Origin of the sequence: Acinetobacter sp. CIP 51.11, from assembly GCF_000369665.1 — a bacterium.
Taxonomy (GTDB): Bacteria; Pseudomonadota; Gammaproteobacteria; order Pseudomonadales; family Moraxellaceae; genus Acinetobacter; species Acinetobacter lwoffii_S.
In genome coordinates, this window is the sequence record NZ_KB850129.1 from 453,381 (window position 1) to 468,041 (window position 14,661).

Genomic DNA, 14,661 nt, shown 5'->3' on the forward strand with positions numbered 1-14,661 from the left:
TTCAGATTGAATTATCCTTCATTTCAAAAGCGACTTTAGTTTCTGTATCTGGATTCCAAGCTGATAAACAGGATTGAATTTATGCTGATTTTGTTTCTATTTCATATGTCTCACACTATTATTTTTGAAGAAAATTTATATGACTCTCTGATCTATTCATAATGTAATTTGTATTAAATTTTATAAAATATTGGCAGGATTGTTTGATATACAGGTGAAAATCTAATTTGCTTAGGCTAATTTCCAACCTCGGTAGACTTATTGTCCCTGACAGTCTTTAGGCAAATAGCGCTGCTGAATATCAGTGGAGTAACATTTGCCACTATGAACGTCAAAAGCAACCGATTTCCCGCGAATCGCAGCATCTACTCCCTGCTCTCGTATCTTGAACTCTATCCGGCATGCAGCATTAATGATCACTTTTTCGATATATTGACCATGCCCACCAATCTGGCGTCCGGCATCACAGTGCTGATCCGAAGCAATAAACTGAGTTCGATATGCTCCAGCCTGCTCAAACACTTCGGCCAATTGATTCCGCACGATATAAGCTTGATAACTCATAAAAGCCATTGTCACTAAAATCACGATAATGATGAGCACGATCAGCACTTCAATCAGGGTAAATGCCTTTTGATACATGATTTCTGATCTCCGTACAGTCTTGCTCCAAGAAGTCCATAGCAAAAGATATCGCCATTCCTAAACGGCTAATGTGGAAGACTTAGCGCTAATATGAAGACACGCTTGAACATCAACAAGACATTTGGTCGCAAGGCGCACAACCTGAATCTGCTTTATTGATGTAATGATCACTTGCTTAAGTAAATTTTGAATTTTGAGCTTTGTATTTTTTCTATCGTCTATTTTTTTAAGATTTAATCGGAAATCTAAGCATTTAATTTTATGAGAGTCTGAGGGATTAAAATATTGTTGCTTCATATTCTCCAATCAATAATGCTGTCTAAATAGACATATCAATTTTTTTAATTCTATTAATCAATTAAAAACACAATAATTTGAAACAATTTCGACCAATTTTGTCGTGTTAAGCTAGTCCTAGAGCGCAACTCGATGTAACATATCGGGTCTTTAAAATTAACTGTGATAGGACTATGCGCGAGTACGCTGTATTTACTTCGGAATCTGTAAGCGAAGGCCATCCAGATAAAATGGCTGACCAAATCAGTGACGCTATTTTGGATGCAATCTTAAAAGAAGACCCATATGCACGGGTTGCTTGTGAAACGCTTGTAAAAACAGGTGCGGTTGTACTTGCCGGTGAAATCACAACGACAGCAAATGTTGATTTTGAGGCAATTGTACGTCATACCGTAAACGGAATTGGTTATCACCATTCTGATCTTGGCTTTGATGGTTCAACCTGTGCCGTGATCAACATGATTGGTAAACAGTCACCTGAAATTGCTCAGGGTGTCGACCGCCAGAAACCTGAAGATCAGGGTGCCGGTGACCAAGGACTGATGTTCGGTTATGCAAGCCGTGAAACTGATGTACTGATGCCTGCCCCGATTTCATATGCTCATCGTCTTATGGAAAAACAGGCTGAATTACGTCGTGATGGTACGTTGCCATGGTTACGCCCAGATGCCAAAAGTCAGGTCACTTTTGCTTATGAAAATGGTGTGCCAGTACGTTTAGATGCCGTAGTCCTTTCGACTCAACATGATCCTGAAATCACGCAAGCGAACCTGAAAGAAGCTGTGATTGAAGAAATCGTGAAAAAAATCATTCCTGCTGACATGTTCCATGCCGACACCAAATTCCACATCAACCCAACGGGTATGTTTGTGATCGGTGGTCCTGTGGGTGACTGTGGTTTGACAGGCCGTAAAATTATCGTAGATACCTACGGTGGTATGGCACGTCACGGCGGTGGTGCTTTCTCTGGTAAAGATCCATCTAAAGTTGACCGTTCTGCTGCGTACGCAGGTCGTTATGTGGCGAAAAACATCGTTGCTGCTGGCCTGGCTGACAAGTGTGAAATTCAGGTGTCTTATGCAATTGGTGTTGCTGAGCCAACTTCAATTTCAATCAATACCTTCAATACTGCAAAAGTCTCTGAAGAATTGATTATTGCACTGGTTCGTGAACATTTCGACTTACGTCCATATGGCATTACCCGTATGCTTGACCTGATCCAGCCGATGTATAAGCAAACTGCTGCTTATGGTCACTTCGGTCGTGAAGGTTCTGATACTGCCTTTACCTGGGAAAAAACTGACAAAGTGGAAGCGCTTAAAGCCTCTGCTGGTCTATAAGTTTTTCTTAAAAAAAAGCCTGCATCATGCGGGCTTTTTTGATGTCTTTTATTTTTTCATCCTTAAAATTACCTCTGGCTCATGATGACAAATATTTAAATGCCAAGCTTCATACTATAACCTGACTTTTGAATGATACTTTTGAAACTCCCCTCTCTTTGAATATCGCTATTCCATGAAACTTAAAACAACTTCCGACTGAGCCATTACAGTATAAGTATCGAAAAAAGTTACAGTTAATCAACAAATGTTGATCTATTTGCTAGCATAAATCTAAATAAATGGCTGCTAAATTAGATTGCAGCTCTACAACAACAAAAGGATATTACTCGATGAATAAATTACTAATTGCTTTAGGTTTGGCGACCACTGTTGCCTTAGTCGGCTGTAGTAAAGAAGAAGCACCTGAAACCGGTGCAACCACAGGTGAGCATTTAGAAAATGCAGCCAATCAAGCTGGTCATGATATGGAAGATGCCAGCCGTGAGGCTGCGGTAGAAACCGAACGAGCGATGGATAATGCCGCAGAAAATACTGCTCAGGCAGCGGACGAAGCAGCTGCTGCAACGTCTAGAGCAGCAGATGCCACTGCGGAAGCAGCACGTAAAGCAACTGCAGCAACTGCAGCGGCAGTTGAAGAAGGTGCCGGAGAAGTTCGGGAAAAAGCTGAAAACTGATTTTAGCAGTCAGTTTGATGTTTAAAAGCCTGCGATTGCAGGCTTTTTCTTATCAGAGATGGTTTTAAATATCGAATGATCTAAATTGAAATTGCATTATTTCTTGATGGGATCATTTTTTTATCTAAATGATTCGATAAAATCAAATAAATTGATAAAACTTATCAAGTATTAGAATGACTTAGTTGTGATTGAATCGGCAAAACGGGCTGCATTTAAACTGAAATTCAGTAGAATACCAGCCTTTATTTTTAAAATTTAATCTCCCATGTCAGTCATTGTTGCTGCTTCCCAACGGTCGAATATTTCGGTCTGGGTAGCTTTTATCTTGCTTATCATAGGTACAATCGGTGCCTATCAAATCGTAGGCTTAAATCAGGCCCTATTATTTTTGGTTGGTGGTGCACTGGGCATGACCTTGTACCATGCTTCATTTGGTTTTACTTCGAGCTGGCGTGTCTTTATCAAGGAACGTCGCGGCCGTAGTTTACGTGCACAAATGATTATGCTTGCTTTGGCCGTCCTGCTGTTTTTCCCAGCTTTAGGTGCAGGTGAATTATTCGGCAACCCAGTTAAAGGTAACGTTAATCCTGTTTCCATGTCAGTCATGATTGGTGCCTTTATTTTCGGTATCGGCATGCAACTTGGTGGCGGCTGTGCATCAGGTACGTTGTATACTGTAGGTGGCGGTAGCGCACGTATGCTGGTGACACTCTTGTTCTTCTGTATCGGATCTGTGATTGCGACCTCGCACCTTGACTGGTGGTTTGCTCTGCCACATCTTGAACCGATTTCACTGGTAGAAAGTTTAGGCGTTCTCCCTGGATTACTGTTGAGCTTTATCGTTTTTGCCATCATTGCTGCGGCAACTGTTTATTTCGAAAAGAAACGTCATGGCAGCCTGGAAATTGAGCCACGCAGTGAATATCAGGGCTGGAAGCGCTTTGTTCGTGGTCCATGGCCTCTGATTTGGGGCGGGATTATTCTGACCTTACTCAACTTTGCCACTTTGGCACTGGCAGGTCGTCCTTGGGGCGTGACCTCTGCACTCGCTGTTTGGGGTGCCAAAGGTGCTACGCTTGTGGGTGTTGATGTAGCTTCTTGGGATTATTGGCAAAAAGCAGGCAATGCTAAAGCACTGGCAGAATCATTATGGTTTGATATTACCTCAATGATGAACTTCGGTATCATGCTGGGTGCTTTGTTGGCAGCAAGTTTGGCAGGTAAATTTGCGCCGAATTTCAATATTCCAAAACGTTCACTGATTGCTGCTGTTATAGGTGGCATAATGCTGGGCTATGGCGCACGCCTGGCCTACGGTTGTAATATCGGTGCATATTTCAGTGGAATTGCGTCGGGTAGTCTGCATGGCTGGTTATGGCTGGTCTTCGCTTTTATTGGTAATGGGATCGGGGTAAAACTTCGTCCGATTTTCTTCCCGAATGAAAAACCGCAGCCTGAAAAACTGACTGGTTGCTAATGCTTAAAATCAAAAAAGCCCATCTGTGATGGGCTTTTTTCTGGCTTTAGGATTTACAGCGCAGCTTTTAAATTACAGCCATAACCCATGGTCTGCTGAACCTGACGATAAGTCGTATAACGATCCAGAATAAAGGTATAAAAATGATCAGCATCAGAGAAATTAGCTTTTAAATTTTCATTCTTGGCATTGGGCAATTTAATGTCATCGACCAGTTCCAGATTGTAATGTCCCAAACGGAACATATCGGCAAAATAACTATTCATCATATCGCAATAGGCGATTTTACTAGGTTTTAATGCGGTACTGCTAACGAGATGCTGGTTCAAGCTTTGCAGATTATTGACATCTAAAGGAAACTGGTGTGCGAAAGCAATGCTTTCGACTTTCTTAAATTTCTGAAAGTCTTGGGCTAACTGGACATTGAGTGCATCAAAACGTTGCTGCAGTTCCTGTGCGGTCTGAACCTGATATTTGGCTGGATCTACGACCGGTTTTTGTGGTTGTTCCGAACATGCAGTTAATCCAGTGAGCAGCGCTAATGACGTTAGCCATACCTTCATGTTTATACACTCAATTTAAATATACCAATGCTTATTATGCCTGAAAGCAGCTTGATGTACTGTTTAAAGTAATTTCTCATTCATATAACGCCAGTAGCGCTTTGGCACATATTGAATATGCAATTTCATGTTCTTGCGCGCCTGAATACTCACACTGTTAAAATAGTCTTTCCAGAGCTGATCATATAGCAGCTCTTGATCATCCAGTTCAATACTGAATGACTGACTATGACCAATCCGGATTTGTGGATCAATTATTTCAGCGTTCATCTCGACCTGATGCATTTGCCTTAAATTATAATAAATACCGTAATTACGCTGCTCATCATAAATCAGCCAGCTTTGATCCTGATAACGCTCCTGAAAATGTCGGGAAATAATCGGCAAGACATTAAAGTCCGGTCTGACCAGACTTAGAAACAAGCCATCTTTGGCTTTTTTAAAGCGCACGAAAGCCTCCATGCGATGCTTTTCCCGTCCCACTTGCTTGGCCCATTGCGACATGCCGATCACCGCAGCATGACCATAATCTTTATCGACTGGACGCTGGTTTTGAAAGACATAGACTGCAAAATCAAAAAGAGTCTGGAACGCTGCTTCCTGCTCTGACAAAAAGGTATAGTAAAAAGCACGCAAACTGCTGGAAGATACTTTCTGCTTTAATCCCTGCCACACCCGCTGCCCATGCTGATCATTCGCGGCCACATGGATAAATTCATCAAATAAACCTGTTTGTACTTGAGGATTGGCCGTCACTATCACGTTAAATTCTTTAAACTCGAAAGCACGAAATACACAACTGAGCAGACCAGTCATGCTGCCATCAAAACAGTAACTTGCCACTAGAAACCAAATCCTAATTGAGGTGAAAGTTGCTGCTGATATTTGGATTGTCCTGACATCAAAATTTGCTGGCGAATCTGATGGGACTGCTGATCTTTCTTAAATTTCGGTGTATCTGCACAGCGGATAAAATGCTGCGCCCGGTTATAAGCCACGCCCATGCGTTTTAGCTGGTCAATATGAATCTGTCCAAAACGGCGGGCCTGTACAATTTTCTGGGCAGAACGTACACCTATACCGGGTACCCGTAGAATCATTTTATAGTCGGCACGGTTAATATCGACTGGAAAGGCTTCAGGATGACGCAAGGCCCAACTGAGTTTAGGATCAATCTCCAGCTCCAGATTCGGATGCTGATCATCGACAATTTCATCAGCAGCAAAGCCATAAAAACGCATCAGCCAGTCAGATTGATACAGACTATTTTCTCTTAATAATGGCGGTGCTGAACCGATGGCGGGTAAGGCTTTATCTTCAGGATTAATCGGGATATAACCAGAGAAATACACCCTTTTCAGCTTGAATTCCTTGTAATGCCGATCAGCCATCAAAATAATATCCTGATCGGTTTCACTATGCGCGCCCACCACCATCTGTGTGGTTTGTCCGGCAGGTACAAACTTGGGGACTGACTTGATCAGCTTGCGTTCATCTTTGAGCTGGATCAATCGGTCGCGTACAATGCCCAAGTCTTTTTGTACTTCGGCATGGGTTTTCTCAGGCGCAAATTTTTGCAGTCCCGCTTCCGTCGGCATTTCAAGATTAATACTCATACGGTCGACATACAGTCCGGCTTCGGTAATGATCTCCTGTGATGCACCCGGAATAGTTTTCAGATGGATATAGCCATTAAAGTTTTCTTCGAGTCTAAGTTTTTTGACCACCTGTAGCATCCGTTCCATGGTGTGATCGGCCGATTTAAAAATTCCCGAACTGAGAAACAGCCCCTCAATATAATTACGCCGATAAAAATTCATGGTCAGATCGACGACTTCCTGCACGGTAAATGCTGCACGCTGGACGTCATTGGAACGGCGCGAAACACAATAGGAACAGTCAAAAATACAGACATTAGAGAACAGAATTTTCAATAAGGACACACAGCGGCCATCTTCGGTATAACTATGACAGATACCATTCCCGGTATTGCCCACACCCTTGTCTTTATTTTTACGGTTGCTACCACTAGATGAACAAGACACATCATACTTGGCAGCATCGGCTAAAATTTGCAGTTTTTCACGGATACGATCAGACATGAGCTCAGAGAATATGTGACCAAAAAGCTATTATAAAGTGTTCAATTCTAGGCTAATAAAAGTTCTATCTTCTTGGCGACGTAGCGTGTCGCAAGAAATGTAAATAACACGTAACCCATGCTGCAGTATTTCAAAATAAAATAACCAATATGAGTTGCTTAATTTTGTGCTCAAGGGCAAAGTAAAAGCATAACAAGGAGCAAATCTATGTCTTTATTAGAAAATCTCGGAATTAAACATCCTATTTTCTTGGCACCGATGGCAGGTGTCTCTACACCTGAGCTTGCTGCCGAAGTTTCCAATCAGGGCGGCTTGGGCTCACTGGGTCTGGGGGCCAGCAGTATCGAGACTGCACGACAACAGATTTTAAAAACTCGAGAACTGACAGATTGCCCTTTTCAGGTCAATTTTTTCTGTCATGAGAGTGTGCCTATAGATGAAACTGTAGCGCAGGCATGGATTGCACAGTTTAAAGATAAATTTGCCGAATATGGCGCTCAGGCACCGGATCATTTGGAGTGTATTTATCCGAGTTTTAAAGACAATGATGACTTCCTAAATCTGGTATTAGAAACCAAACCGCGAGCAGTCAGCTTTCATTTTGGGATTCCACATCCGCATCAGATTCAAGCCCTAAAACAAGCAGGGATTCTGACCATGGTATCTGCCACCAATTTTGCCGAAGCTAAAGCCATTGATGCAGCCGGAATTGATATCATTATTGCGCAGGGTATTGAGGCTGGTGGCCATCGCGGGATTTTCTCGACCAAGTTTGATGCTTCAGTCAAAACCTCCAATCTGGTGAAGCTGATCAAACAGCATTCTTCCTTGCCGATTGTAGCGGCAGGCGGGATTATGACGGGTGAACAAGCCCGCCAAATGATGGATTTCGGCGCAGATGCCGTGCAACTCGGGACTGCATTTGTGCAGTGTAAATCTTCCAATGCCAATGATGCTTATCGTAAAGCCTTATTTTCCAAGCCACTTACTCAAGTGAGTGCCAGTATTTCTGGTCGTCCTGCACGCGGCATCATTAACCACTGGCATATTGAAGTGGATACACCCGATCGGGTGGATGTTCCGGCTTATCCATATACTTATGATCTGGCCAAGCAATTACATGCTGCTGCTGCCAAACATGGGGATCAAGGTTATGGTGCATTCTGGGCAGGTTCGAACGTGGCACAGATTCGTGAAATGGAAGCTTCCGATCTGATTAACCAGCTCATACTGGAAATGAAGCATCTTTAATACTTGAATCATAAAAAAACCTCTCCACATGGAGAGGTTTTTAATTTATCTAGAATTAGCGTGTGACACGATGCCAGGCATCTTTAACTGCAAATTTCGCTTCTTCCCAGTTGAGGCGAGACTCACCTTTTAACTGTTCCCACTTGGTACGCAGTTCAGGTTCGGCACGGTCAAAATCCGTATCATGCTCATACATCGGACGATTTTCATAACCGACCCGGTAAGCACCGCGATAATCACGATCATAATCTAGATCGCCATATGTGCTACGCGTTTCATTGAAATACGGGCGATTATGATACTCATCTCTCCAGTAATTATCTTCTGCTCTCAAATGATCTGGATGTCGATAGTTATCTGCCTCAGGAAAGTTCTCTGGGTGCTGGTAATTATCTGCCTGTTTCTCATGATCAGGTGTCGCAATGTCATTACCTGCAATACCGCCAACAACACCACCGATAATACCACCCACCACTGCACCTGGAGGGCCACCTACCAGACCTGCAACTGCGCCTACCGCAGCTCCACCCAAAGTACCGGCACTGGTCGCAGCCAGATTATCTTCACCTTCATTCATGTCTGGAACACGAGAATTATCTTTCACGGGTGTATTCAAATCTGGACGTGCATTAGTATCAGTCGGATTGATATTCAGGCCTTCACTGCGTTCTTGTGGCAATTCCGTTGACGTTTTATGGCTAAACTCTGTGACTGGACGATTGGTATTTGTCATTACAGATCTCCCTCAATGATGACGATAAACAAGATGGATCACATCTGGTTTATATCTGGATAGGTTCATCATAGAGGAAGCTTGAGTAAGCAATGTCCAAGTCCTGTCCAGTTTAAGTGAACAAACTGTGCTGCTATGTATTAGACAGGCTGAAGTGTAAACAAAATGCAAAAATCAGCCTGCTCAAGATAAAAAAGGTAGGGATTTCACACAAAAAATATTACTTGATTCGCTGAATTTTGCCCGCCATTACTTGGTTTCCAGTAAATTCACCTGCTCGACTTGTACATCATTCATGGTTAAACCATGTTCTAGCAGTGCATTAAAATAATCCTCTACTACCCGATACTGGTCAGCAGTATTTTCTACCTGATACATGCTTTGACGAAATTCATTACTAGAACGCAGTCCTTTGGTGTACCAGGCAATATGTTTACGGGAAATCCGGCAGCCGGAATACTCGCCATAGAACTCGTATAATTCTGTCAAATGTCCCAATAGAACATCTTTCACTTCTGTAATACTCGGTGCATCAAGATGTTGACCGGTTTTCAAATAATGGGCAATTTCACGAAAAATCCAGGGCCGACCTTGTGCTGCACGACCAATCATAATTGCGTCTGCACCAGTATAATCCAGCACATATTTGGCTTTTTCCGGACTGTCGATATCACCGTTAGCAATCACGGGAATCTTCAACATTTCCTTTACGTCTTTGATTAAAGAATAACGCGCGGTATTCAGGTACATATCTTCACGGGTACGGCCATGTAAAGCCAGTGCCGCAATTCCGGCTTGTTCAGCACGTTTGGCGACCCGTATAATATTTTCCTGGCCGTTCAAATAACCAAGACGGGTTTTTAAGGTCACTGGCACATCAACTGCAGCCACAACTGCATCCAGAATACGCGCAACTAGATCTTCATCCTGCAATAAAGCAGAACCGGCGAGTCGGTTACAGACCTTTTTGGCTGGGCAGCCCATATTAATATCAACAATTTGCGCACCATTGGCCACCTGATAACGTGCCGCTTCAGCCAGATCATGGGGATCTGAACCAGCAATCTGCGCTGAAATAGGTGCCAGCTCTCCATCAAAATTAGCACGATATAAGCTCTTTTTACTCATGCGCAAAGTTTTGTCAGATGTCATCATTTCACTGACCGCATGGCCTGCACCAAAGTATTTGCACAAGGTTCTAAACGGACGATCGGTCACACCTGCCATGGGAGCGACAATCAAATTGTTTGACAGTTGATATGGACCAATATACATATAAATTCATCACTTTTTTGATGGGCATAGTATACTGCATCTGCCTTATTCGCTCATCTTTTCAATTAATTTACGACACCATGAATAAAACTTTCGCTTCTTGTTTTTCTTTTAAGTCATTGTCTGTACTTGTACTTTCTCTGGGTCTTGCCGGTTGTGGCAATGGTTCATGGTGGTCAAAAGATGATGAACCGACACTTGAAGTTGAACATATTCGCAAAGCTATTCCAAACCGTGTCAACCAACGTGAGTCTTGGGCACAAGATATTTATGACATTACCGAACAGCTCGGCATTCCTCAGACCAAGGAAAATGTTTGTACGATTGTGGCAGTGGTTGATCAGGAATCTAACTTTGTTGCAGATCCTACTGTTCCGGGTTTGGGTGAAAAGGCGGTTAAGGAAGTCCAAGGTCGCCTTGATGAAAAATTCAAAGATAAGCTTGGTCAAGCAATTGGTGGCACAGTTGCAGGATATTTCCAGGAAGTTCTCAAGAACCATCCGAGTCCTGAAGACAACTACTTAAGCCAGATGCGCCGGGTCAAAACCGAACGTGAACTCGACGAATTATATCGTGAAATATTTGATTATATGTCAAAGCATTATCATGTTAGCGCCCTGACTGGTGCTGCCAAACTGGTCGGCCAGAATATTGGCGAGAAAATGAATCCAATTACCACCTTGGGTTCAATGCAGGTACATATCAGCTATGCGAAAGAACATAAACGCCAAGGCGGCAATATCGCAGAGTTACGTACCGATCTCTACAGTCAATATGGCGGTCTGTATTATGGGATTCATCGCCTGATGATGTATCCGGCGGATTATGACAAGCCAATTTATCGTTTTGCGGACTATAACTCGGGCATGTATTCCAGTCGAAATGCCGCTTTTCAGAGCATGTTAAATGATTTAACTGAAGCCGAACTTGATCTGGATGGCGACTTATTGCTCTATACTAAAGATGGCGCGATCCGTTCGCAGAAGAGTCAATCTGAGCGTGAGTTAATCAGTGTTTTTGCCAAAAATAATTTTATTATCACTGAACGTCAAATCCGAGCTGATTTAAAGAAAGAAAAAGATAAAGACTTTGAAGATACGATGACTTATCGTGGTGTCAGCAAGCTTTATCAGGAAAAAACGGGTAAAGATCCTATCTATGCCATTATGCCTGAAGTGGTCATTTCCGGACCAAAATTAAGTCGTGATTATAATACTAACTGGTTTGCTACCCGCGTCGATGGTCGATATCAAACATGCATGCGCAAAATCAAAAATCTAAAACTCTAGCCTTATTTGATTTTGATGGAACCCTGTATCTACATGATAGCTTTACCGGGTTCATTTTCCATGCCTTAAGAAAACGGCATATTGTGAAACGCGGCATGCAAATTTTGCCATGGATACAGGCCTATTATTTAAATTTCTATCCGGCACACCGCATGCGACCCAAATTGTATGCCAGCATGTTTAAAAACAGTGATGCAGAGGAAATTCTGCAATTAGCTCAGGATTATGCACAACAACTAATATTCAAGTTGAATCCGAAATTATTAGAACAACTTAAACAGCATCAACAATTAGGACATGAAGTCGTGCTGGTATCAGCCTCATTGGATTTGTATCTTAAACCGGTGTGCAGTTATTTAAATATCGATTTAATCTGTAGCGAAGTTGAAATCAAAGCTGGGAAATTGACAGGGTTTTATCAAACTCCTGACTGTAGTAACACACAAAAGAAAATTAGAATTCTAGAAAAATATAATCTGGATAATTATGCTGAAATTTATGCTTATGGGAATAGCAAGGAAGATATAGAAATGCTCAGTCTGGCGCAGCAAAGCTATTTTGAGGGTCAAGATCAACAGCTTCCAAAAATTAATATTTCAGCTCATTCGATGCCATATTAGTCCTTTCCATTCTATCGGGTTAACCTACTAAACACCTTTAGACAACGCTATAAATGGCAGATTAACTTTTTTACTTTATGCCTTGAAATCATCTTAAATAGCTTCGTAATCAGGATTTTTACTTCCTGAAGTATTCGCCTCCTAGCTAAAAAAACCACTTCATTTGAAGTAGTTTTTTTAGCTTTAAGAAAAATTATTTCTTAAACGGAAATGCATATTTCACAATACGTTTGATCACACTACCGTACTGTTTTACCAAGCTGGCATTGTTATAGTTCAAACCATATTTTTCACAAACAGCCTGAACTTTCGGTGCCATTTGACGATAGCGACGTGCAGGTACATCAGGATACAAATGATGTTCAATCTGATGACTTAAATGACCCGTCAAGATATGAAACGCTTCAGAACCAGTCAGATTGGATGAACCACGAATCTGGCGCATATACCAGTGACCACGACTTTCATTTTGCAGTACCGATTTCGGGAATACTTCCACATCTTTGGTAAAGTGACCACAGAAAATGATACTGAATGTCCAGATATTACGCAGACCATTGGCCACCATATTGCCGGTCAAAACCGGTAAAGCCGCAGGACCTGCGATGAGTGGAAAGAATACATAATCTTTAAACAGCTGCTTACCGATTTTATTCTGCATTGGACGCCATTCTTCTTTGGTCTGCTCTTTGCTTTTGCGACCTTTGAAGTATTTACCCAATTCAAGATTCTGAATCGCAACGCCCCACTGGAACAATAAACAGAATGGCACTGCATAAATCGGTTGCAATAAATATCCTGGTTTCCAGCGCTGTTCCGGGAACAGGCGTAATAGGCCATAACCGATATCATCATCCATACCTTTAATATTGGTATAAGTATGATGCTTGAAGTTATGGGTTTGACGCCAGTTGTCTGAAGTCCCTACGATATCCCATTCATAGGTCTGACCATTGAGTTTAGGATCATTCATCCAGTCATACTGACCATGCATGACATTATGACCCAGTTCCATATTTTCCATAATTTTGGCAAAGCCCAACAGGCCTGTCCCCAACAACCATGCTGGCGGGAACCAGCCTGCAAACAGCAAGGCACGACCGGCAATCGATGAATAACGAATCGTTGAATAGACACGACGGATATATTTCGCATCTTTTTCACCTAGATCATCTAGCACTTCTTGCTTAATCGCATCGAGCTCACGTGCAAGTTCATCAAGTTCAAACTGGGTTAATTCACGGTTTTTAGGATTTTTAAAATACTGTAATTTTACTGGCATATTCATAAGATAAAACTCGCTTATAAGTCGATGACAAGGTCAGTCTGCGCTGAGTTAATACAAATTTTGAGCAGGTTGCCGGGTTCGGTATTTTGTGCACCATTGACCAAATTCTTGGTCGAACCTTCTACTTTATTGCAGGCACATTTATTACAAATGCCCATACGGCAACCATGGGTCGGTTTAATATTTTGCTGTTCCAGGCTCACCAGAATGGACTGGCCTTTTGGAATGCTGACCATTTTTTTCGACTGGGTCAGGGTGACATTAATAAAGCCGGTATCCGATTGATCCGCCAAGCTCATGCTAAATGCTTCACCTTTAAACTGTTTTGCCTGAGCAAAAAGCTGTTCTGCTTTAGATACAAAACCTGAAGGGCCACAGCAATATACGATGCTATTTTCCAGATTTTGCAGATCGGTCAGATAGGTTTCATCAAGACGTGCAGCAGCTGGCTGTTCTTGAGTGGCATACACATGAAATGAGAAATTTGCATGTTTTTGAGCAAGTTCTTCAAACCGTGCTTTAAATGCGGCATCCTGATCTTTTTTAACCCAGTACCAGAGAGTAACCGGTGCAGATAGTTCACCTTTTTTGCTCAAGCTTTCCAGCATACTGAGCATTGGGGTAATACCACTCCCTGCTGCAAGCAAGATCAATGGACTCGTCTGCACAGGCAAGGTCATATCACCATAAGGCTGACCAAATTCGATCACATCACCCACTTGTGCCTGTTCTGCAAACCAGGTACTGACTTTACCGGCATTGACTTTTTTCACGGTCAATAAAACATGTTGCGCATCTACACGGGTCAAACTATAGCTACGTTCATAACGGATGCCGTTTACCACCACATAGACCGGATGATGCTGCCCTGCTTCACCAAACTTAAATAAGCGATTCACTTGAATTTTCAGACTCAGCATATCCTGTGCTGCATTTTCTATATGCACGATCTTGCCTAATGGCTGATTCAACGACCATACAGGATTGAGTTTCTGAATCCAGAAATTAATTGCATGCTGATCAACTACACTATCAGACAGTGCATTCAATGGCATTTTAAGTTTTTGGAGTACATGCATCGTTTGCGACATCACCTTGGGT

General features: G+C 42.3%; 14 protein-coding genes. 6 read left to right on the top strand and 8 right to left on the bottom strand.

What is annotated here, in order from left to right; genetic code table 11:
- Nucleotides 1-258 precede the first annotated feature (258 nt).
- Nucleotides 259-642 carry a pilin gene (locus F894_RS05920; protein ID WP_005246698.1) on the bottom strand — a complete coding sequence of 128 codons (384 nt, stop codon included), beginning with the start codon at nt 640-642 and terminating at the stop codon, nt 259-261.
- Between the two features lie 473 nt (nt 643-1,115).
- On the opposite strand from F894_RS05920, the gene metK reads away from it, so the two are divergent.
- From metK to F894_RS05940, 3 genes are all read left to right on the top strand, one after another.
- On the top strand, nt 1,116-2,282 hold the full coding sequence (metK, locus tag F894_RS05930) for a methionine adenosyltransferase (RefSeq protein WP_005246700.1): 1,167 nt from the start codon (nt 1,116-1,118) through the stop codon (nt 2,280-2,282).
- Nucleotides 2,283-2,614: 332 nt separating this feature from the next.
- A complete protein-coding gene (locus F894_RS05935; protein ID WP_005104359.1) occupies nt 2,615-2,959 on the top strand; it encodes a hypothetical protein in 345 nt (114 codons plus the stop codon).
- A gap of 268 nt (nt 2,960-3,227) precedes the next feature.
- Nucleotides 3,228-4,439, top strand: coding sequence for a YeeE/YedE family protein (locus tag F894_RS05940; protein WP_005246702.1), 1,212 nt, complete (start codon nt 3,228-3,230; stop codon nt 4,437-4,439).
- Between the two features lie 53 nt (nt 4,440-4,492).
- On the opposite strand, the gene F894_RS05945 is transcribed toward F894_RS05940, so the two are convergent.
- The 3 genes from F894_RS05945 to F894_RS05955 all read right to left on the bottom strand — a co-directional run bounded on the left by F894_RS05945 (nt 4,493) and on the right by F894_RS05955 (nt 7,104).
- On the bottom strand, nt 4,493-5,002 hold the full coding sequence (locus tag F894_RS05945; RefSeq protein ID WP_004646660.1) for a hypothetical protein: 510 nt from the start codon (nt 5,000-5,002) through the stop codon (nt 4,493-4,495).
- A gap of 63 nt (nt 5,003-5,065) precedes the next feature.
- On the bottom strand, nt 5,066-5,845 hold the full coding sequence (locus tag F894_RS05950; protein WP_005246704.1) for a TIGR03915 family putative DNA repair protein: 780 nt from the start codon (nt 5,843-5,845) through the stop codon (nt 5,066-5,068).
- Nucleotides 5,845-7,104 (bottom strand): putative DNA modification/repair radical SAM protein, encoded by a 1,260-nt coding sequence (locus F894_RS05955; protein WP_005246706.1) that lies wholly within the window; start codon nt 7,102-7,104, stop codon nt 5,845-5,847. The genes F894_RS05950 and F894_RS05955 overlap by 1 nt, the downstream gene beginning before the upstream one ends.
- 207 nt (nt 7,105-7,311) lie before the next feature.
- On the opposite strand from F894_RS05955, the gene F894_RS05960 reads away from it, so the two are divergent.
- Entirely contained in the window at nt 7,312-8,355 is a 1,044-nt protein-coding gene (locus F894_RS05960) for an NAD(P)H-dependent flavin oxidoreductase (protein WP_005246708.1), read from the top strand.
- Nucleotides 8,356-8,410: 55 nt separating this feature from the next.
- Here F894_RS05960 and F894_RS05965 read toward each other — a convergent pair whose 3' ends face one another.
- Together F894_RS05965 and dusB are read right to left on the bottom strand one after the other, a co-directional pair.
- Nucleotides 8,411-9,088, bottom strand: a complete 678-nt coding sequence (locus tag F894_RS05965) for a hypothetical protein (RefSeq protein ID WP_005246710.1) — start codon at nt 9,086-9,088, stop codon at nt 8,411-8,413.
- 249 nt (nt 9,089-9,337) lie between these two features.
- On the bottom strand, nt 9,338-10,363 hold the full coding sequence (gene dusB, locus F894_RS05970) for a tRNA dihydrouridine synthase DusB (RefSeq protein ID WP_004646654.1): 1,026 nt from the start codon (nt 10,361-10,363) through the stop codon (nt 9,338-9,340).
- A gap of 80 nt (nt 10,364-10,443) precedes the next feature.
- Here dusB and F894_RS05975 point away from each other — a divergent pair, with 80 nt between their 5' ends.
- Both F894_RS05975 and F894_RS05980 read left to right on the top strand, forming a co-directional pair.
- Entirely contained in the window at nt 10,444-11,652 is a 1,209-nt protein-coding gene (locus F894_RS05975) for a DUF1615 family protein (protein WP_004646653.1), read from the top strand.
- Nucleotides 11,619-12,272 carry an HAD-IB family hydrolase gene (locus tag F894_RS05980; protein WP_004729896.1) on the top strand — a complete coding sequence of 218 codons (654 nt, stop codon included), beginning with the start codon at nt 11,619-11,621 and terminating at the stop codon, nt 12,270-12,272. Before F894_RS05975 ends, F894_RS05980 begins: the two co-directional genes overlap by 34 nt.
- A gap of 193 nt (nt 12,273-12,465) precedes the next feature.
- Here F894_RS05980 and F894_RS05985 read toward each other — a convergent pair whose 3' ends face one another.
- Nucleotides 12,466-13,560 (bottom strand): fatty acid desaturase family protein, encoded by a 1,095-nt coding sequence (locus tag F894_RS05985; protein WP_004279989.1) that lies wholly within the window; start codon nt 13,558-13,560, stop codon nt 12,466-12,468.
- 14 nt (nt 13,561-13,574) lie between these two features.
- Nucleotides 13,575-14,639 (bottom strand): flavin reductase family protein, encoded by a 1,065-nt coding sequence (locus tag F894_RS05990; RefSeq protein WP_005246712.1) that lies wholly within the window; start codon nt 14,637-14,639, stop codon nt 13,575-13,577.
- Nucleotides 14,640-14,661 lie beyond the last annotated feature (22 nt).